At 29.0% G+C, this 18,063-nt stretch carries 16 protein-coding genes and 1 pseudogene; 15 read left to right on the top strand and 2 right to left on the bottom strand.

Going from position 1 to position 18,063, the window contains the following annotated elements; genetic code table 11:
• Positions 1 to 190: 190 nt before the first annotated feature.
• The 8 genes and pseudogenes from K0039_RS01310 to K0039_RS01275 all read left to right on the top strand — a co-directional run bounded on the left by K0039_RS01310 (position 191) and on the right by K0039_RS01275 (position 8,482).
• Positions 191 to 1,210 (top strand): molybdopterin-binding protein, encoded by a 1,020-nt coding sequence (locus tag K0039_RS01310; RefSeq protein ID WP_228103258.1) that lies wholly within the window; start codon positions 191 to 193, stop codon positions 1,208 to 1,210.
• A gap of 10 nt (positions 1,211 to 1,220) precedes the next feature.
• Complete coding sequence (gene moaA, locus K0039_RS01305; protein WP_228103257.1) at positions 1,221 to 2,192, top strand: GTP 3',8-cyclase MoaA; 972 nt, start codon at positions 1,221 to 1,223, stop codon at positions 2,190 to 2,192.
• 3 nt (positions 2,193 to 2,195) lie between these two features.
• A complete protein-coding gene (locus K0039_RS01300; RefSeq protein ID WP_228103256.1) occupies positions 2,196 to 2,624 on the top strand; it encodes an MOSC domain-containing protein in 429 nt (142 codons plus the stop codon).
• A gap of 236 nt (positions 2,625 to 2,860) precedes the next feature.
• Positions 2,861 to 4,999: pseudogene (locus K0039_RS01295) on the top strand (PAS domain-containing sensor histidine kinase).
• Between the two features lie 200 nt (positions 5,000 to 5,199).
• Entirely contained in the window at positions 5,200 to 6,078 is an 879-nt protein-coding gene (locus K0039_RS22220; RefSeq protein WP_228103255.1) for a Rossmann-like and DUF2520 domain-containing protein, read from the top strand.
• Positions 6,053 to 6,880: a 3-methyl-2-oxobutanoate hydroxymethyltransferase gene (gene panB / locus K0039_RS01285; protein WP_228103254.1), complete on the top strand. Its 828-nt coding sequence runs from the start codon at positions 6,053 to 6,055 to the stop codon at positions 6,878 to 6,880. The genes K0039_RS22220 and panB overlap by 26 nt, the downstream gene beginning before the upstream one ends.
• Positions 6,881 to 6,893: 13 nt before the next feature.
• A complete protein-coding gene (panC, locus tag K0039_RS01280) occupies positions 6,894 to 7,739 on the top strand; it encodes a pantoate--beta-alanine ligase (protein WP_228103253.1) in 846 nt (281 codons plus the stop codon).
• A 32-nt stretch (positions 7,740 to 7,771) separates the two neighbouring features.
• Positions 7,772 to 8,482 carry a DUF434 domain-containing protein gene (locus K0039_RS01275; protein WP_228103252.1) on the top strand — a complete coding sequence of 237 codons (711 nt, stop codon included), beginning with the start codon at positions 7,772 to 7,774 and terminating at the stop codon, positions 8,480 to 8,482.
• Positions 8,483 to 8,596: 114 nt separating this feature from the next.
• Here K0039_RS01275 and K0039_RS01270 read toward each other — a convergent pair whose 3' ends face one another.
• Complete coding sequence (locus K0039_RS01270; protein ID WP_228103251.1) at positions 8,597 to 9,517, bottom strand: DUF5692 family protein; 921 nt, start codon at positions 9,515 to 9,517, stop codon at positions 8,597 to 8,599.
• Positions 9,518 to 9,718: 201 nt separating this feature from the next.
• The gene (locus K0039_RS01265; RefSeq protein WP_228103250.1) at positions 9,719 to 10,336 is read right to left on the bottom strand and encodes a TetR/AcrR family transcriptional regulator; all 618 of its coding nucleotides are present in this window, start codon (positions 10,334 to 10,336) and stop codon (positions 9,719 to 9,721) included.
• Positions 10,337 to 10,575: 239 nt separating this feature from the next.
• Here K0039_RS01265 and hypB point away from each other — a divergent pair, with 239 nt between their 5' ends.
• The 7 genes from hypB to K0039_RS01230 all read left to right on the top strand — a co-directional run bounded on the left by hypB (position 10,576) and on the right by K0039_RS01230 (position 18,043).
• Positions 10,576 to 11,244, top strand: a complete 669-nt coding sequence (gene hypB, locus K0039_RS01260; RefSeq protein WP_228103249.1) for a hydrogenase nickel incorporation protein HypB — start codon at positions 10,576 to 10,578, stop codon at positions 11,242 to 11,244.
• 31 nt (positions 11,245 to 11,275) lie between these two features.
• Entirely contained in the window at positions 11,276 to 13,960 is a 2,685-nt protein-coding gene (locus K0039_RS01255) for an FAD-dependent oxidoreductase (protein WP_228103248.1), read from the top strand.
• Between the two features lie 23 nt (positions 13,961 to 13,983).
• The gene (locus K0039_RS01250) at positions 13,984 to 14,919 is read left to right on the top strand and encodes a DUF5692 family protein (protein WP_228103247.1); all 936 of its coding nucleotides are present in this window, start codon (positions 13,984 to 13,986) and stop codon (positions 14,917 to 14,919) included.
• A 26-nt stretch (positions 14,920 to 14,945) separates the two neighbouring features.
• Positions 14,946 to 15,287 (top strand): hydrogenase maturation nickel metallochaperone HypA/HybF, encoded by a 342-nt coding sequence (locus K0039_RS01245; protein WP_228103246.1) that lies wholly within the window; start codon positions 14,946 to 14,948, stop codon positions 15,285 to 15,287.
• Positions 15,288 to 15,392: 105 nt separating this feature from the next.
• On the top strand, positions 15,393 to 16,103 hold the full coding sequence (locus K0039_RS01240; protein WP_228103245.1) for a DUF421 domain-containing protein: 711 nt from the start codon (positions 15,393 to 15,395) through the stop codon (positions 16,101 to 16,103).
• 444 nt (positions 16,104 to 16,547) lie between these two features.
• Positions 16,548 to 16,793, top strand: a complete 246-nt coding sequence (locus tag K0039_RS22120; RefSeq protein WP_272491540.1) for a LytR/AlgR family response regulator transcription factor — start codon at positions 16,548 to 16,550, stop codon at positions 16,791 to 16,793.
• 473 nt (positions 16,794 to 17,266) lie between these two features.
• Positions 17,267 to 18,043: an SDR family NAD(P)-dependent oxidoreductase gene (locus tag K0039_RS01230; protein ID WP_228103244.1), complete on the top strand. Its 777-nt coding sequence runs from the start codon at positions 17,267 to 17,269 to the stop codon at positions 18,041 to 18,043.
• Positions 18,044 to 18,063 lie beyond the last annotated feature (20 nt).

Raw genomic sequence — 18,063 nt, 5'->3', positions numbered from 1 at the left:
CCTTTTTTTGTTGGAAGTTATAAACTGCTCTTAAACTAGTTTGTTACATTTATTGCGGTAAATACGTACAATAAAACTTTATTTGATTCGAATATATGTGTTATAATAATATTTGTATAAAAATATTAAAAAATATTAGTGAAATCTAATTAAATATACGAAAAATAGACATAGTTTAGGAGAACAGAGTATGAAACAAATAAAAATAGAAGATGCTATAGGTTGTATTTTATCTCATGATGTTACAAAAATAGTACCGGGAGAATTTAAAGGGAGATTATTTAAAAAAGGTCATGTAATTAAAAAAGAAGATATACCTAAGCTTTTAGATATAGGAAAAGAACATATATATGTTTGGGAACCAAAAGAAGACGAGCTTCATGAAAATGATGCAGCAACAAGAATAAAAGATTTAGTTTTAGGTGAAGGATGTTATATATCAGAAGAAATAAAAGAAGGTAAAATAGATTTCTTTTCTGCTAGACAAGGGGTATTAAAAGTAAACAAAGACTTACTTTTAAAGTTAAATATGTTAGGTGAAATAATAGTATCTACAATGCACAACAATACTCCGGTTAAAGTGGGTGAAAAAATAGGAGCAACTAGAGTTATTCCTTTGATAATAAATGAAGAAAAAATAATAGAAGCTGAAAAAATAATAAAAGAAAAAATAATAAGTGTAAAAGAAATAAAACCTAAAAAAGCAGCTCTTATAACTACAGGAAATGAAATTTATAAAGGCAGAATAAAAGATGCTTTCTTACCTGTAATGAAAGAAAAGGTAGAATATTATGGTGCAGAGATTGTAAAACAAGTTATTTTACCTGATGATAAAGAGATGATAAGATCAAATATTTTAAAAGCAATAGAGGAAGAAAAAGCCGACATGATAATTTGTACAGGAGGAATGTCAGTTGATCCTGATGACGTTACACCTTCAGCTATAAAAGATTGTAATGGAGAAATAGTAACTTATGGTGCGCCAGTAATTCCAGGGGCCATGTTTTTACTAGCATATCATAAAGATATACCAATCCTAGGAGTTCCGAGCTGTGCCATGTATTCAAAAAGAACCATCTTTGATTTAGTATTACCAAGAGTTTTAGCAGATGAAAAATTATCCTTTGAAGATATAGCATCTTATGGAAATGGTGGAATGTGTTTGAATTGTGGAGTTTGTACTTTTCCTCATTGCTCATTTGGTAAATAGGAGAAATTAAATGATAGACAAATTTGGAAGAGAAATAGACTACCTTAGGATTTCTGTTACGGAAAATTGCAATTTAAAATGTATCTATTGTATAGATGATAACAACATATTAAACACATGTAATAAAGATATTTTAAATGATGATGAAATAATAAAAATTGCTACACAGTGTGCTTTATTAGGAATTAAAAAAATTCGTATTACAGGAGGAGAGCCTCTTGTAAGAAAAAATATTGAAAATTTAATTTACAGATTAAGCAATATAGAAGGAATAGAGGAAATATATATAACGACAAATGGTGTATTGTTACACGATAAACTAGAAGCTTTTAAGAAAAATGGACTTACTGGAGTAAACATAAGTTTACATTCTTTAAGAAAAGATAGATTTAAAGAGCTTACTAAATTTGATAAGTTAGATGAAGTTTTAAGTGCAATAGATAAAGCATTGAAACTGGGACTTAAAGTTAAAATAAATACAGTTATAGTAGATGATATAAATAAAGATGAAATAATAGATTTTATAAATTTAACTAAGAATAAAAATTTAGATCTAAGGTTTATTGAACTTATGCCCATAGGAGCAGCAAAAAAACATAAGGGAACCAATAATAAAGAAATACTAAATATAATAAAATCAAACTTTAAAAATGTAAAAGAAGAAAACAAAATTGAAAAAAGTGGACCAGCAAATTATATAAAAATAGAAGGTTATAGAGGCAAGGTAGGATTTATAAGTCCTATTAGTAGTTGTTTTTGTGAAGACTGCAACAGAATCAGATTAACCTCAAGTGGATTTTTAAAAAAATGTCTACACTATAACTATGGGGTAGATTTAAAGAAGCATCTTGATAATGAAATATTCGATAAAGATCTAAATGCATTAATATATGAAAATATTTATGATAAACCAGAAAAGCATCTTTTCCTGGAAAGCTGTGACAACAAAGAAAATAAATATATGAATCAAATTGGAGGATAGACAATGGGGAAAGTATTAGCAATTTGTATAAGTGAGAAAAAAGGAACATTAAAAACTGAAATAGATGAGGCTAAGTTTATTGAAGATTTTGGAATAGAAAATGATGCTCATGCAGGGAAGTGGCATAGACAAGTTAGTTTATTGGAATTTAATAAGATAGATGAATTTAGAAAAAAAGGAGCCAATGTGGATTTTGGAGCTTTTGGAGAAAATTTAGTTGTGGAAGGCATAGAATTAAATACTCTTCCAATAGGTCAGAAAATACAAATAGGAGATGTACTGCTTGAAGTGACTCAAATTGGTAAGAGATGTCATGACAAATGTCAGATATACTATCAAGTTGGAGAATGTATTATGCCTAAAAATGGAATATTTACTAAAGTTCTTAAGGGTGGTACTGTTAAGGTAAAAGATGAATGCTTGTTAGTATAAATAATACAAAATAACAAGTGTATAGTTTATTGTTCCTGTATGTAAAATATGGTAATATTATATGACTATTAAAATAATATACAAGGCTGAAGGATAAAGAAATTTTAAATTTAAATGTACGTAAAATAACAAAGATTGAATACAATAATATACCAAAACATTCTGGAGAAATAAGCAAAATACTAGAGTTTTATTCAAAATCAAAAGAATTAATCAAAATTAATTCAAATATCTTCATGGAAAATTATAATGATGAAAAAAGTATTTTTATTATAGGAAAAGAAGTTAATTCAAAACCATATAATATTGAAGTATTAGAAGATATTTTAGATAATATTAATATTTGTACATATGCTTTAGATGAAGACGGAAAGTATATATATGGCAATAAAACTTTTGCTGATATATTAAATATAAATAGAGAAGATATTATTGGAGTATATAACAAAGATTATTGGAAACATCATATTTATAAGGAGTTTGAAAAAAACAATAAATATGTTTTTGAGAGTAAAAGCCCACAGAAATTTAATGAAAAAATAGAGGTTGATGGTCATATTCATTGCTATAGAAGTTATAAAGTTCCGATTTATAATGAAAATGGAAAACCTAAATATATAGTAGCATCAACTAAAAATATCGATCTGTCGAAAATGTTATCAGATGAGTTATACAAAAACTATAATACAACAACAAATAAAAATATATTAGATGTTGATAGAAGCAGATCATTCTATTTAAATAAAATCTTAATTAACGTTGCAGAACATATACTTGATTATACACAAGCAGATGGTATTTCTATATTATTGTATGATAAAGATAAAAAAGGTTTAGTACCTTTTATAAAACTAAGAGAGGCGAAAAAGCAACTTGAAAATGTAGAAATTATCCCATTTAACGTAGAAAATTTATATTCAGATGTTTATAAAAGTTATCTTAATAATATGTTTACAAAAGAAAAAATGACTAATTTAACAAGTTCAGATTATATATCTACTGATGATTTAGATTATGCAGGAAATTATGTAATAGAGCTAAGTAATGAATTTATAGGATTTGTAGGCATAAGTTATAGTAATAACAACTATCCTAAATTTAATATCGATGAGTATATGAAATGCATATGTAGCAAAATATCTGTCGTACTTATGAATATTATGCTTTCAAATGAAGTTTCCGCTGAAAACAAAAAGCGTGAATATACAGAAAAAGAGCTAGAAGAGTATTTAGATATTTCAGTTGATTTAGTAGCTATAGTAGGAAAAGATGGCTATATAAAAAGAATAAGTCATAGTTGGTGCAATGTTTTAGGATGGACAGAAGAAGAGCTATTATCTAAGGCATTATCAGATTTCGTTCATCCTGAGGAATTAAAATCCTTTAAGGAAGGAGATAATTTAGAAAATTTAGATGGCAAAAACACTAGAAATACTATTCGGTTTAGACATAAGGATGGAAAATATATTTATATTGAATGGAATAGTAGGTATTTAGGTAAGGAAGAGATTTATGTAACAACAGCCAGAGATATTACAAAAAAATTAGAGGGAGAAAAAGAGAAAAGAAAATTAGAAGAAGCAGTATATTTGGAAGTTGTAAAAAATGAGTTTTTTTCAAATATATCTCATGAATTTAGAACTCCAATAAATATTATATTAGGAACTATGCAAATTATTAATAAATATATAGAAAATAATAATATTCAAATAGATAGCTTGAAGCAATATATTAAATATATAAAGCAGAACTCATATAGATTGTTAAGATTATCAAACAATTTAATAGATATAAGTAAAATGGACATAGGAATATATAATCTAAAATGTACTAATCAAAATATTATAAATATTATTGAAGATATAACTTTGTCTGTAGCAGATTATACAAAAACTAATAAAATAAATCTTATATTTGATACTGATGAGGAAGAAGTAATCACTTATTGTGATCCAGATAAAATAGAAAGAATAATGTTGAATCTTTTATCTAATGCTATAAAATACACACCACAAAATGGATTTATAAAAGTTATAGTTAACGTAAGTTATGATGAAATAATAGTTTCTGTAAAAGACAGTGGAACTGGTATACCAGAGGATAAGTTAAATACTATCTTTGATAGATTTAAGCAAGTAGACGGTTTACTTAGTAGAAGTTGTTAAGGAAGTGGTATAGGTCTATCTTTGGTTAAAAATTTAGTAGAATTGCATGGTGGTAAAATAAATGTTAAAAGTATAGTTAATAAAGGATCAGAATTTATTTTTAGTATTCCTATTAAAATAAATGAAGAAAATAGTCAATATGATGTTGACAGAAAATGTAAGCATGTTGAAATATGTGAAATAGAATTTTCTGATATATATAGTCTATAAAAATACTAATTAACAAATAGAAAGTAGTTATTAAGTGTAAAAATTTAATAACTACTTTTTTATATTTATTGACAAATAATGTAGATATCTGGTACATTTTCTGTGGGTAGTATTTTAACGAAACTGCACCATTTTATATTAAAGATTAGATAATCATAAAGATTGAATGAAGTTGAAAGTAACACACTCTTATATAGGAGGTGGAAACTATAAGATTTGGGTTTATTGGAGCCGGGAAAGTTGGTTTTTCCTTAGGCAAATATTTAAAAGAAAATAAAATAAATGTAATGGGGTATTATAGTAAGAACCCGCATTCTTCAAAAGAAGCGGCATTTTTTACAAATACTAAACAATTTCAAAACTTAAATGAATTAGTTAATAACAGTGATGTTATATTTATTACTACACCTGACTCTCAGATACAACAGGTGTACAATGAATTAAAACAGTTGAACATAAGAGACAAGGTTATCTGCCATTGTAGTGGTTCAATTTCTTCAACAATCTTTTCAAATATGAAAAATTACGGTGCATATTCTTATTCTATCCATCCAATGTTTGCTATTTCTAGCAAGTATAATTCTTATAAAGATTTTCAAAAAGCGTTTATTACCATAGAAGGTGATGAAAAATTTAAAGATTATTTTGTGAGTTTATTTAAAAACTTAGGAAATCAAGTAGGTGTTATTTCCAGCGACAATAAGATTTTATATCATGCTGCTTGTGCTACAGTCAGTAATTTAGTTTTGGCTTTAATAAACAAGGGTGTTAATTTCTTAGAAACTTGTGATTTTTCTAGGGAGGATGCATTAAGTGCTCTTTTTCCTCTTATAGAAAATAATGTGGAAAATATTAAAAAACAAGGTCTAGTAGAGAGTTTGACAGGTCCAGTAGAAAGAGGAGACTTAGATACTATTGTAAAACACTGTGAAGTTTTAAATGAAAATGATAAAGAATTATATAAATTATTATCTAGAGATTTATTAGAAGTAGCAAAAATTAAAAATGAAAATAGAGATTATAAAAAATTACAAAACTATTTGGAGGAAGATAATGAAAAATACAGTTGTAACATTTAGAGAGGCTAAACTGAAAAATGAAAAGGTAACTATGTTAACAGCATATGATTATTCAACAGCTCAAGCAGTAGATAATTCTGGAATAAATGGAATACTTATAGGTGACTCATTGGGAATGGTAATGTTAGGATATGAAGATACATTATCAGTTACAATGGAAGACATGATTCACCACACTAAAGCAGTGGCAAGGGGTGCTAAAAATAGTTTAGTAGTAGCTGATATGCCTTTTATGTCTTATCAAACTTCTGTTTATGATGCTGTAGTTAATGCTGGAAGATTAATAAAAGAAGGTAGAGCTCAAGCAGTAAAATTAGAAGGTGGTGTGGAAGTTGCAGATCATATAGAAGCAATAGTAAAAGCATCTATACCTGTAATGGGACATATTGGTTTAACACCACAATCAGTAAATGCCTTTGGTGGATTTAAAGTTCAAGGCAAAAGTGCGGAAGCTGCTAAGAAATTAATTGAAGATGCATTAGCTGTGGAAAAAGCAGGTGCTTTTGCAGTAGTTATGGAAGGAGTTCCATCAAAATTAGCAGCTATGGTTACTGAAAAACTATCTATTCCAACTATAGGAATAGGAGCTGGAGATAAGTGTGATGGACAAATTTTAGTTTATCAAGATATGCTTGGAATGTTTAGTGACTTTACTCCTAAGTTTGTAAAAAAATATGAAAATCTAGGTGATAGAATGAGAAATGCCTTTGCTTCATATATAGATGAAGTTAAAAATGGTTCTTTCCCAAGTGAAGAGCATGGTTTTAAAATAGATGAAGACGTTATAGAAAAACTATATTAAGGGGATTGAAATAATGGTAGTTATAGACAAAATTGATGCAATAAGAGCACAAGTAAATGAATGGAAAAAGAAAGGCTTAAGTGTTGGATTAGTACCTACAATGGGATATTTACACCATGGTCACAAAAGTTTAATTAAAAGAGCAGCTGAAGAAAATGACAAAGTAGTTGTAAGTATTTTTGTAAATCCTCTTCAATTTGGACCAAAGGAAGACTTAGCAACTTATCCTAGAGATTTAGAGAGAGATAAAGAAATTTGTGCACTTGCAGGAGCAGATTTGATTTTCCATCCAAGTACTTATGTTATGTATCATAAGGATTTTTCTACAGTAGTAAATATTAGTGGTCTTACAGATAATTTATGTGGTAAAAGTAGACCTACACATTTTACAGGTGTATGTACTGTAGTAAATAAATTGTTTAACATAGTTACTCCAGATAGAGCTTACTTTGGGCAAAAAGATGCACAACAACTATTTATTATAAAAAGAATGGTAAAAGATTTAAATATAAATGTGGAAATTGTAGGTTGTCCAATAATTAGAGAAGAAAATGGTTTGGCTAAAAGTTCAAGAAATACATATTTATCTGAAAAAGAAAGACAAGCAGCTGTAATATTGAATAAAGCTCTAAAAAAAGGAAAAGATTTAATAGAAAAAGGAATAAGGAATGTGGATGACCTATTAAGTATTATAAAAGAAACTATAGAGTGTGAGCCTTTAGCAAAAATTGACTATATTAATATAGTTGATATAGAATCATTGCAGAATGTAGAAGTAATAGATAGATCCGTATTAGTTGGCATAGCTGTATATATAAATAAAACTAGATTAATTGATAATTTTGTTTATGAAGTATAAAGTAAATTAATTAAAATACTGGAGTGAAAACCATGTGTAAAGTTGTTAAAAGAGGACATTTTCCAAGTGATGAAAAAGAATTTACAGGCAAGTACCTTGATAAATTATATAAGGCTGGACAGGATTTATATTATTTATTAAATCAAGGTTATAACATAAAAGGAGCATCAGTTTTTGTTGGCAATCACTACTTATTGTCAGAAAGACAACGATTAGCCTTGGCAAGATCAATTTCTCCTGAGAAAAATATAAAGATTAGAAAAGACAAAGAGGTTAAGGATAATCTGGAAAATAGTATTGTAAATATTGATGGATTTAATACTATAATAACGTTGGAAGTAGCTTTATCTAATTCACTATTAATTAAGTGCATGGATGGAACGATTAGAGATTTAGCAGGGCTTAGAGGAACATATCGTATTATAGATAAAACAGAACTATCGATTATGCAAATAGGAAAAACTTTAGAAAAACATAAAATTAAAAAAGCTAATTTTTACTTAGATGCACCTGTTTCTAATTCGGGAAATTTAAAGAAAAAAGTAGAAGAACTATTGAAAAACTTTGATTTTGAAGTGGAAGTTATGAATATTAATAATGTGGATTCAACTTTAGAAACATTGAATAATGTTATCAGTAGTGACGCTATTATTTTAGATAAATGTAAAAGTTGGATTAATTTAAACAGAGAAATACTAGATAATAAGATTGATAATAATTTCTGTGTTGATTTTAATTTATAAAAAATAGGATTTGTTTTTTAGATAAAAAATGAAATTGAAATAGTTTTAATTGCAAAAAAGCCATTTATTGTTTAAGGAGTATATTCACTCAAAACAATAAATGGCTTTGTATTTTTAAGCTAAAGCTTTTACTTCCTTGTAACAATCTAAATCAGTATAAAGTTCACTTGTATATGGATTCGTCTTAGTTTTTCTAGCTTTATAAGCCATATAAATAAATACTGCTATATTCGCAAGTAAAGCAATTAAGCTTACTATAAATAGTGCAGTTGTATTTTGTGATGCTTTAACTGAAAATTGTGATTGGTCTATAAATGATGGTACAGTCATAGCAAACATTACCCAAAATGCAAGAGTGTGAGCGCGGTGTTGCAACCAAGCACCTTTTCCAAATATAAATGCACATACAGTAGGTGCAAATAATAAAGCTATACCACAATACCAAGCATGATCTCCTAAACAGTTGTATGTATAAGCAAAGTTCCATAAATCATAAGCTATAATCCAGAACCAACACATGTCTGGCCATAACATATCTTTACTTTTTTTCTTGCTAATACAAATTCCAAGCCAACCAGTGATAGTTATAATATTTAAAATACCTGCAATACCATTCATATAATTCCAAGCACCACTAGTTACCATCATACCTTCAAAGACTTGTGCATTATAACCTAATCCACCAATTTGGAAATCACGTATAACTGCTTCCATAATGTTTATTGCAAGTATTAAAGGTGGGAAATATAAAACCCATTTATGATTAATTGCACCTTTAACATAGCGAATTAACCAAAATCCCATACATCCAACTAAAGCTGAATAAACTTTTGCAAAGTGAAACCATGTTCCAACACTTGTATCTTTTGTAGTTTTAGGCCATACAAAAACTGTTAAAATTATAGGTAAAACTAAAAAACATGCGAATCCTGCCCACTTCCAACAACGACTGAATTCATTAAGCAGCATAAGTACTGCGAATACTAATAATAACATTAGCCAATTGCTTATTGGCTGAGCTTTAAATAAAAACATCTTACTGTCCCCCAATATTTAATAATGATTCAATTTTATGAGTCATAAAATTATTATAATGTTAGCACCACTAAATTATAAAAAACAAGTGTAAAAATATAATTTGATAATTCTGACAAAATAAAAAACAAGCTGAAAATATTGGAAAATCAACGTTGGCAATGTTAAAAAATTATCTAAAAATAAAACAAAAAAGTCGTCTTAACGACGAACTTTTTCATCAGAATTTTTTAGTTTAAAATTAGAAAGTATTAGATTTAAGTCAAATTCCATTCTGGATTTAAGATCATAGCTACCTTGGTAAAGACACCAGTCAAATATAGCACCTCTGGAGATTCTCATTATTATCATAGTTAAATCCTCAGAAGAAATAGAATTATCTAATTCTCCACTTTTCAATGAATCTTCAACAATAGATTTAACTTTTAACGCAATACGACGATCAGGTTTAGTAGAATACTTCCCTTCTATGGAAAGTAAGTTTTTGTATATTTCACCTACAAATACCCAGCAAAGTTCCTCCATCATTTTAGCACCTTCACATAGAAGAAATAGCAATTTATCCAGGTTAGAAGAAAAATATTTTGATTCAAATCGATCCATTACTAGAATATCTACTTGCTCATAAGCCGTATTAATTATCTCCATTTTTGACTTGAAATGATGATAAAAAGCTCCTGTTGAAATCTCGGCAGCTTGGCAAATATCTTGAATTTTTACACTTTCAAACCCCTTTAACTTAAAAAGTTCAGTGGCTACTTGAGTGATTCTGATTTTAGTTGCAATAGCTTGTCTTTGTCTATCTGTTAATTTTTCCATGCAAAATACCTCTTTATAAAACTGCAATGTTAATACAGTAAGTTATATGATTATTTAGTATAGCACAAAAAAATGCAAATATATAATATTATTTGTGTTAAAAAATAGATAAAAACCTTAAGTGGATGTTTACAAAATATGGTAACGTGTGATATATTTTAATTACAGAATGAGATTCGGCGAATCTTATTCTATATAAAATAATGTTACAAATTTAACAAAATACTAAGGGGAGAGTTATGGATAAATACAAAGTAATCGAGATAAAGGAAAATGTTTTCGGCAATAACGACAAACAAGCGGATTCACTTAGAGTAGACCTAAAGAAAGATAATACTTTTTTATTAAATTTAATGTCTTCTCCAGGTTCAGGTAAGACTACTACAGTTTTAAGGACTATTGAATCCTTAAAAGATGAGATGAGAATAGGTGTTATGGAAGCAGATATAGATTCTGATGTGGATGCTGCAACTGTATCAAAAACAGGAGCAAAAGTAATACAACTACATACAGGGGGCATGTGCCATCTTGATGCAGACATGACAAAGCAAGGTTTAGTAGAACTTGGAACTGAAGATATAGATTTTGTAATATTGGAAAATGTGGGTAATTTAGTATGTCCAGCAGAATTTGATACTGGTTCTTCAAAAAATGCCATGATCCTTAGTGTACCAGAAGGACATGATAAACCTTTAAAATATCCTTTAATGTTTTCAATTGTTGACGTAGTTTTAATAAATAAAATTGATGCTATGGAATATTTTGATTTTGATATAGATTTAGTAAAAGAATATATTAAAAAATTAAATCCCAATATAAAAGTTATACCAATATCAGCAAAAACTGGTGAAGGTATGGATGAATGGGTTGATTGGGTAAGACAAGAAGTAAAAGAGTGGAATAATTAATATATATTATAAAATTTAGAGGGGGATTATTATGGCAGTAAAAGAAAAGGTTCTTCAATTTGCGAATCAAGTAAGTGGAAAGAAACCAGGATCTAGAGGGTATTTTGGTGTAGAAGATGCACGTTATAAAATTTTAGAACCAGTTGTAACAGATGAGATGGCAGAAGTTTTACTTTGTATGAAAATTAGGCAAAAGACAACGGCAGAAAAGGTAGCACCTTTATGTGGTAAAAGTGTTGAAAGATGTAGTGATCTTTTACTAGAATTATCAGAAATAGGTGTAGTATTTGTCAATGAAATAGATGGTGTAGACACTTTTTGGTATGAAACGTGGGTACCAGGAATTATGGAAATGATGGTTAATAAGAAGGAACAAGCAAAAAAATATCCTCAAATTCCTAAGGCATTTCATGATTATGGAGTAGAAAATGGACCAAGATCGACAGGAAGTTTTCCTCCAGGAGTAGGACTTATGCGTGTTATTCCAATAGAAACTGCCATAGATGGTGAAACAAGAAGAGCATCTTATGAAGAAATATCAAAATATCTAAATGATAGTGATAAATTCTCAGTATCAGATTGTTCATGTCGTACTGCAAGAGAAAGTATGGGAGAAGGATGTGGTCACCTAAAAGAAGACATGTGTATTCAATTAGGTCATGCAGCTGAATATTACATAAGAACAGGTAGAGGTAAAGAAATAACTAGAGAAGAAGCTTTTGAAATAATAAAAAGAGCAGAAGAAAACGGTTTAATGCATCAAATACCAAACTTAGATGGATCTGGAAAAACTCATGCCATATGCAACTGTTGTGGATGTTCTTGTTTAGCACTAAAAGGAGCAAATATGTTTGCCAATTCTGATATGGTACGTTCAAACTACGTATCTAAAGTAGATAAAGACAAATGTGTTGCTTGTGGTGAATGTGTAGTAAACTGTCCAACAAATGCTCTAAAACTTGGGCAAAAGCTATGTTCTAGCAAACCTGTTGTAGACAAAATAGAAAGAAATGAAACTCCAAGAAATACTAAGTGGGGGCCAGAAAGATGGAATGAAGACTATAGGACTAATAGAGAGGATGTAGTAGAAAGTGGAACAAGTCCATGTAAAACTGCATGCCCTGCTCATATAGCTGTTCAAGGATATATAAAACTTGCTTCACAAGGAAGATACAAAGAAGCTTTAGAACTTATAAAAAAAGAAAATCCATTCCCTGCAATATGCGGGCGTATTTGTCCTAGAAAGTGTGAATCAGCTTGTACAAGAGGGGATTTAGATTCACCACTTGCTATAGACGAAATCAAAAAGTTTATAGCTGAACAAGATTTAAAAGAAGAGCATAGATTTATTCCTGAAAAGAGACATGATTATGGTAAAAAGATTGCAATTATAGGTGGTGGTCCATCAGGACTTTCATGTGCTTATTACTTAGCTATAGACGGATATAAAGTAACAGTATTTGAAAAACAAAAGGCTCTAGGAGGTATGTTAACTCTAGGAATTCCTTCTTTTAGATTGGAAAAAGAAGTAGTTAATGCAGAGATAGAAATACTAAGACAAATGGGCGTAGAGTTTAAAATAGGGGTAGAAGTAGGTAAGGACATTACTTTAGATGAATTAAGAAAAGAAGGATACAAAGCTTTTTACGTAGCGATAGGGGCACAAGCTGGTAGAAGATTAAATATAGAAGGTGAAGACGCAAAAGGGGTTATCCCAGGGGTAGAATTTGTACGTGATGTTAATTTAGGAAATGATGTAAAACTTAATGGAAAAGCAGTAGTTATCGGTGGAGGAAACGTTGCAATAGACGTGGCAAGAAATGCTGTAAGAGTAGGAGCAGACAGTGTAGAAATGTTCTGTTTAGAAAGTCGTGAACAAATGCCAGCTTTAGAGGAAGAAGTTGAAGAGGCATTAGAAGAAGATATAGTAATAAACAACTCTTATGGACCAAGTAGAGTAATTACAGAAAAGGGAAAAGTAGTAGGAGTAGAATTTAAAAAATGTATTTCTGTATTTGATGAAAATGGAAGATTCTCTCCAAAGTTTGATGAAGCTGATGTAAAAGTAGTAGATGCAGACTATGTTTTAATTTCAGTAGGCCAAAGTATAGACTGGGGTAATTTATTAGAAGGTAGTAAAGTAGAGTTAAATCCTAACAATACAATTAAAGCTGATTCATTCACTTATCAAACAAATGAGCCAGATATATTTGCTGGTGGAGATTCATATACTGGTCCAAGATTTGCAATTGATGCCATAGCAGCAGGTAAACAAGGTGCTATTTCAATTCACCGTTTTGTTCAACCAGGACAAAGTTTAGTAAATGGACGTGATAGAAGAGATTATCATGAATTTGATAAAGAAAGTTTACAAATAGAAGGATATGACAATACACCAAGACAAAAAGCTGAGCATAAAACAGATATAAAGGCAAAAGAATCATTCAAAGATATTCGTATTACTTTTACAGAAGAACAAATGAAAAAAGAAACAGAAAGATGCTTAGGTTGTGGAGCAACTGTTGTAGATGAATATATATGCGTAGGATGTGGTCAATGTACTACTAAATGTAAGTTTGATGCCATATCTTTAGTCAGAAAATATGACGCAGAAGGCCTAGCTTATGAAGATCTTAAACCAGCAGTAGTTAAAACAGCTATAAAACGTCAAGGTAGAATTGTAGCTAAGAAGGTTAAGGATATATTTGTAAAATAAAGCAATAGATAGGAGTACTTATTATGGGAATTTTATATGAACAAATGACATTTCAGGGATTGGCAATATTCCTATTTGTATTATTAGCACTTATGGCTTTTAATGAACTTGGAAGATCAACAAAATGGACGGGAATATTGTTATTTATAATAGTACCTACATTTTTAACAATTTATGTATGGCCAACTACGGCAGCTGCAGGGAATGAATATGGAACAGGAACTTGGTTTAACTGGGTAAAAACATATTCTGCACTAGCTGGATGTGTTTGGTTTATGGCAATTAGATATATACCATCTTTACAAAAGAAAAAATGGGCATTGGCTCTTCCAGCAATTATTTTAGCAGTGAACATATTGGAAGCTGCAATAAGAGATTTTCAAATATTCAGTTATGGATTAACTGGAGGAGGAGTAGTTGATAATCTTTGGACTATTTCTGGACCATGGAATATTATGAATGGTATAGCAGGAATATTAAACATAATCACAATATGTGGTTGGTGTGGAATATTCATATCAAAAGATAAAACAAAGGATATGATATGGCCAGATATGATATGGGCATGGATAATAGCTTATGATTTATGGAACTTTGCTTATACTTACAACTGTATATCAGATCACTCTATTTACTGTGGAGCGGCATTATTACTTTCATGTACTATACCAACATTCTTTATAAAAAAAGGAGCTTGGCTACAACATCGTGCTCAAACACTAGCTCTTTGGATTATGTTTATTATGACTGTACCACAATTTGCTGACAGAATAGCACCAGTACCTACAACACATAACCCAACAGCATTCTTTGTAGTAAGTCTAGTGTCTTTAGTAGCTAATGCAGCTTTAGCTATTTATCAATTTAGAAAAATAAGAAAAAATAAACTTAATCCTTTAAAAGATGAAATTTATAGAGAGGTAAATGCTTATAGAGAAGTAGCTTTTGAAAATAAGTAGATAGACAATGAGAGTAGGTGAAAAATTTGCATGAACTAGGAGTGGTAATAGAAGTTGTTAAAACTGTAGAAAAAGTTGCAGTTGAAAATCACTTAGCTAAAATAGAAAAATTAGTATTGCAAATTGGAGAATTATCATCAATGATTCCTAAATATATAGAAGCTTGTTATCCAGCAGCAATAGAAAATACAATATTGCAAAATACAGAGCTAAAAATAGAGGTCATGCCTGGAAATGGAATGTGTAAAAGCTGCAATAAAGTATTTAATATAAAAGAGAACAAAGGAGTATGTCCACATTGTGATAGCAAAGCTTGGGACTTACTCAGCGGAAAAGAGTTTATAATTAAAGAAATAGTAGCATACTAAATAGAATGTAGTTACTAAGTATAAAAGCTTAGTAGCTACATTTTTTATTGCATAAGTTTTGATTGGGAAAGAAAAGATATAGTATAGATAAGGAGCTGTGTAAAAATGATTAATGAAATATTTAAAGTATCATTAAAATCCATAATATCAGTAAGTATATTGTTTGTACTAACAAAAATTATGGGTAAAAAGCAAATATCTCAACTAACATTATTTGATTACGTTGTGGGTATTTCAATTGGTTCAATATCTTCTGAACTAGCTATAGATGATTCCATTTCATACATACAAGGTATAACTGGTATGATTATTTATGCTATTTTTCCCATACTACTTTCTATTATTAGTCTAAGGAGTTATTTAGGAAGAAGAATACTAGATGGAGTACCTACTATTTTAATTCAAAATGGTCAAATAAATGAAGGCGGATTAAAAAAGACTAAGATGAATATTAATGACTTGCTTGAAGAATGTAGGTTAAAAGATGTATTCGACATAGGAGATATTGAGTTTGCTATTTTGGAGACAAGTGGTAATCTAAGTATTCAGCTTAAGTCTATGAACAACCCATTAACACCAAAGGATTTAAATACTAAAACTGATTATAAAGGCCTATGTGTAAATCTCATTATTGATGGAAAAATACTTGATAGTCATTTAAAATCCATAGGAAAGAGTAATAAATGGCTAAAAAAACAATTACATAACAAAGGTATTGAAAATATATCAGATGTTTTACTTGCTTATATTGATAGTTCAGAAAAAGTTAATATATATTTAAAGAACGTAAATATTCCCACGACACCTATATTATAAAAATTTTAAACTAAGCTATGAAGTTTTTACCTTCGTGGCTTTTTTATTATGAATTTTAATCTGTTTCTTAGAAAACACAAATCAATGTTAGAATTACAATAATAGATCATTGAAAGAATAATTGATATAAATAAGCAAAAAATGTTATGCAAAATTAAGGAAGATAAAAATTGTGTATAATGAGGAATTTATGATTAAGATAGGAATTTGTGAAGATGAAAAAGAAACACAGGATTTAATAGATTATATGTAAGAAGGCTATGAGGTAAGAGCTTATAGATATTTGCTAAAAACAATAGAATTAGAAGAATTAAAAAAGCATGTTTTAAATTGTATTAATGAAATTGAAAAAAATAAAAATCATTATATTTTAATAAAAAATAAGTCTAATACTTACAAGATTTACTCAAATGAAATAACATATATAGAAGTTCAAAAAAGGATATGTTAATACATACAATAAATAAGGATTTCTATGTAAGGTATAGTTTAGAAATAACAGAAATGGACTTAAATCTAGACAAATTTGTAAGATGTCATAAAAGTTTTTTAGTTAATTTAACTTATGTGGAAAATATAAAATCAAATACTGCCATATTAGAAAGTAGAGAAGAGATACCTGTTAGTAGATATAGATATAAAGAAGTAAAGGAGAAGTTCTTAAGGTTTATGGGTGAAGAAATATGTTAAATATTATGTCTGAGTTATTTTAATTTTATCCATATTTACACCTTTAATCATACTAAATGGTATTACAATGAGTTAAATAACAGCGATAGTAGTATCAAGTGTAGTAGCTATGAGAAAAGTATCAAAAGAGTCATATCATTAAAACCGTATCATAAAAACTATTAGTTAGTAGCATAAATATAGTAAGAGATTATAAAAGCTATATGCTAACTTGTAATGATAGATAAAACTATGATTCATAATTTTATTATGTAAAATCATAGTTTTTTGTTATTTTTACTTATTAAAAAAATATCATTTAAATGAATATTATTTAAATAAATATCATTTAAATGAATATTATTTAAATTTAAGCAGTGAAAATTAATATATATAAAATAATTAAAGGTTATTTTTTACTAATCAAGAATATACAATGTATATTAAGTAGACTATATACTTAGTATGTTATTTACTAAATGGGGGGTACTGTGATGAATAGAAGAGAAGTACTAGATTTAAGTAACAAGGTAGCAGTAATTTCTGGAGCAGCATCAGGAATAGGGCTAGCTACGGCACAATTACTATCAGCTTATGGAGCAAAGGTTATGATGCTTGATGTAAATATGGATGGAGAAAAAGAAGCAAAAAACATAGTAGATGAAGGGAGAGAAGCAAAATTTTATAAATGTAATGTAACTTCACATGATAATGTAAAAGAAGTTGTAGAACAAATTGAGAAAGATTATGGAAGAATAGATATATTATTTAATAATGCAGGTGTTACAGTTAGAAAAACTGTAGTTGAATTAGAAGAAGGTGAATGGGATTTTGTTCTTGGAGTAGGGCTTAAAGGAACTTATCTTCTATCAAAATTTGTTATACCTATTATGAAGAAAAATGGTGGAGGAAGTATAATAAACACTGGTTCTGGATGGGGATTAAAAGGTGGAGATAAAGCAGCGGCTTACTGTGCAGTTAAGGGTGGAATAGTAAACTTAACTCGTGCTATGGCTATAGATCATGGTAAAGATAATATAAGGGTCAATTCAATAAATCCAGGAGATACTGCTACAAATATGCTACAAGAAGAAGGAAGACAATTAGGATTTAATAAAGATGAATTCTTTAAAGATTCAGCAGTAGGTAGACCATTAGAAAGATTAGGTATTCCAGAAGATATTGCAAATTCTGTATTGTTCTTAGTAAGTGATCTATCAACTTGGGTTACTGGAACAGCTCTAGTTGTAGATGGTGGGGGAATAGCGTAAGAATTAGTTAGTGTATATAT

The organism is Terrisporobacter mayombei (genome assembly GCF_020748465.1).
Lineage (GTDB): Bacteria > Bacillota > Clostridia > Peptostreptococcales > Peptostreptococcaceae > Terrisporobacter > Terrisporobacter mayombei.
Note: the sequence above shows the minus strand (reverse complement) of the source record. Positions and strands in the feature narration are given on the sequence as shown.

What these genes read in the sequence shown, in the direction of transcription:
- K0039_RS01310 (WP_228103258.1), top strand. Translation starts at nt 191, where the DNA reads ATGAAACAAATAAAAATAGAAGATGCTATAGGTTGTATTTTATCTCAT.
- moaA (WP_228103257.1), top strand. Translation starts at nt 1,221, where the DNA reads ATGATAGACAAATTTGGAAGAGAAATAGACTACCTTAGGATTTCTGTT.
- K0039_RS01300 (WP_228103256.1), top strand. Translation starts at nt 2,196, where the DNA reads ATGGGGAAAGTATTAGCAATTTGTATAAGTGAGAAAAAAGGAACATTA.
- panB (WP_228103254.1), top strand. Translation starts at nt 6,053, where the DNA reads ATGAAAAATACAGTTGTAACATTTAGAGAGGCTAAACTGAAAAATGAA.
- panC (WP_228103253.1), top strand. Translation starts at nt 6,894, where the DNA reads ATGGTAGTTATAGACAAAATTGATGCAATAAGAGCACAAGTAAATGAA.
- K0039_RS01275 (WP_228103252.1), top strand. Translation starts at nt 7,772, where the DNA reads ATGTGTAAAGTTGTTAAAAGAGGACATTTTCCAAGTGATGAAAAAGAA.
- K0039_RS01270 (WP_228103251.1), bottom strand. Translation starts at nt 9,517, where the DNA reads ATGTTTTTATTTAAAGCTCAGCCAATAAGCAATTGGCTAATGTTATTA.
- K0039_RS01265 (WP_228103250.1), bottom strand. Translation starts at nt 10,336, where the DNA reads ATGGAAAAATTAACAGATAGACAAAGACAAGCTATTGCAACTAAAATC.
- hypB (WP_228103249.1), top strand. Translation starts at nt 10,576, where the DNA reads ATGGATAAATACAAAGTAATCGAGATAAAGGAAAATGTTTTCGGCAAT.
- K0039_RS01255 (WP_228103248.1), top strand. Translation starts at nt 11,276, where the DNA reads ATGGCAGTAAAAGAAAAGGTTCTTCAATTTGCGAATCAAGTAAGTGGA.
- K0039_RS01250 (WP_228103247.1), top strand. Translation starts at nt 13,984, where the DNA reads ATGGGAATTTTATATGAACAAATGACATTTCAGGGATTGGCAATATTC.
- K0039_RS01240 (WP_228103245.1), top strand. Translation starts at nt 15,393, where the DNA reads ATGATTAATGAAATATTTAAAGTATCATTAAAATCCATAATATCAGTA.
- K0039_RS22120 (WP_272491540.1), top strand. Translation starts at nt 16,548, where the DNA reads ATGTTAATACATACAATAAATAAGGATTTCTATGTAAGGTATAGTTTA.
- K0039_RS01230 (WP_228103244.1), top strand. Translation starts at nt 17,267, where the DNA reads ATGAATAGAAGAGAAGTACTAGATTTAAGTAACAAGGTAGCAGTAATT.